Origin of the sequence: Amycolatopsis rhizosphaerae, assembly GCF_007713715.1 — a bacterium.
GTDB classification, from domain to species: domain Bacteria; phylum Actinomycetota; class Actinomycetes; order Mycobacteriales; family Pseudonocardiaceae; genus Amycolatopsis_E; species Amycolatopsis_E rhizosphaerae.
Genome location: NZ_VJWX01000800.1, coordinates 1 through 1,716, shown reverse-complemented (window position 1 = coordinate 1,716; position 1,716 = coordinate 1). Strand labels below are relative to the sequence as shown.

Genomic DNA, 1,716 nt, shown 5'->3' with positions numbered 1-1,716 from the left:
GGGACGAGTTCGCCGTGGTCAACTTCCACGTCCGCAGCCCGGAAGACGTCCGGGCACTGGCGAAGCACCTGCGCGCGAGCCTGGCCGCCCCGATCACGGTCAGCGGGCGTGAGCTGCACATCGACGCGAGCATCGGGATCGTGGTCGCGGATCCGTCGGACACCCGCCGTGCCGAAGACCTGATCCGCGACGCGGATGTCGCGATGTACCAAGCGAAAACCACCGGGCCGGGCCGCTACGAGTTCTTCGACGTGGCACTGCGGGAACGGCTGCAGCGCAGGCTCCGCCTGGAACAGGACCTGCGCCGCGCGGTGCTGAACGAGGAACTGTGGGTCGCCTACCAGCCGGTGGTGGAACTGGCCACCGGGCGCACCGTCGGGGTCGAGGCGCTGCTGCGGTGGAACCAGCCGGTCCTGGGCGTGATCTCCCCGGTCGAATTCATCCCGCTGGCCGAAGAAAGCGATCTCATCAACAAGATCGGCATCCAGACGCTGCAGACGACCACGCGCGACATGGCCAAGCGGCGCCGGGAACTGGGGCTCGACCTCCAGGTCGCGGTGAACCTTTCCGCGCGCCAGCTCGACGATCCCGATCTCCTCGTCACGGTGGAACGCGCGCTGCACCGGGCGATGCTGCCACCCGAAGCGCTGTGCCTGGAGATCACCGAAACGACGCTGATGCGCGACCCGGCCGGGGCGGCGATGAAACTGCAGGCGTTGCGGCGGCTCGGCGTCAGCCTCGCCATCGACGATTTCGGAACCGGCTACGCCTCGCTCGCGCAGTTGCTGCGGCTGCCACTGGACGTGCTCAAAATCGATCAGTCCTTCGTGCGGGAGCTCGGCCACTCACGGGAAGCCGAAGGCATCGTGGGCGGCATCGTCGCGATGGCGCACTCGGTGGGCCTCATCGTGATCGCCGAAGGTGTGGAAACCGCGCGTCAGGCCAAGATTCTGCGCCGCCTCGGCTGCGACCAGGCACAGGGCTACTACTTCGGCCGTCCGGAGTCGACCAAGAGCTGGCTGCCACCCGCCGCATGACTGTCGCGATAGGACAGTCCACGACACACGGTCCATCCGCGGCCGTTTCGTTCACGCGATAGTGCCTCGTTTCGCGCTTTCACCGCGTGTCGCGGCGTTCCGTTTTGACAGTCCAAACGGAACTGATGGAAGCTGCCCCTGCTCATCCGGACGACAGGCCCGGCGGCGTTTCGCCCCCGGCTCCCAGTAAGCGGGGTCGCGGGAGCGCCGGGTTCCGCCAGTCACGGGCAGCGCATCATGCCGTTTCTCGAAAGAGGTGATCCGTGTTGAACAACTCCGTTCGCGCGGCCGTGGCCGGAACTCTGGTCACCGCCGGCTTGCTCAGCGGCACCGCGGGTGTCGCGGAAGCCCAGACACCCGCGCGGGCCGAGAGAGTGCAGGCGCCGGCCGTGCCCGTGCTGTGCTCCACAGTGGACCAGCTGGAAGGACTGCTGAACACCCTGGCTGGCACCGCCGACCCCGCGGTGATCGACGCCACGCTCGCGCAGGTGATCGCCCTGCTCCAGCAGCTGCCCTCGCCCGTGGTCCCGCCCGCACTACTGCCCGTCTACCAGTGGCTGGTGGGCAACCTGCAGCTCCTGCGCTCGCTGGTCGCCGCACTGCCGCTGCCCCTGGTGACCGGCATCGTCAACGACCTCGCCCGGCACCTGGCCGCCGCACTGGAGAACGTGGCCTGCAC

Annotated in this window: 2 protein-coding genes; both read left to right on the top strand. The window is 68.4% G+C overall.

Translation table 11 applies throughout. The annotated features are described in order from the left end of the window. A partial coding sequence (locus FNH05_RS36960; protein ID WP_144593472.1) for a putative bifunctional diguanylate cyclase/phosphodiesterase occupies positions 1-1,037 on the top strand: 1,037 nt, incomplete at its 5' end. 266 nt (positions 1,038-1,303) lie between these two features. Further along, positions 1,304-1,716 (top strand): hypothetical protein (locus FNH05_RS36955; protein WP_144593471.1); only part of this gene is annotated, 413 nt, incomplete at its 3' end.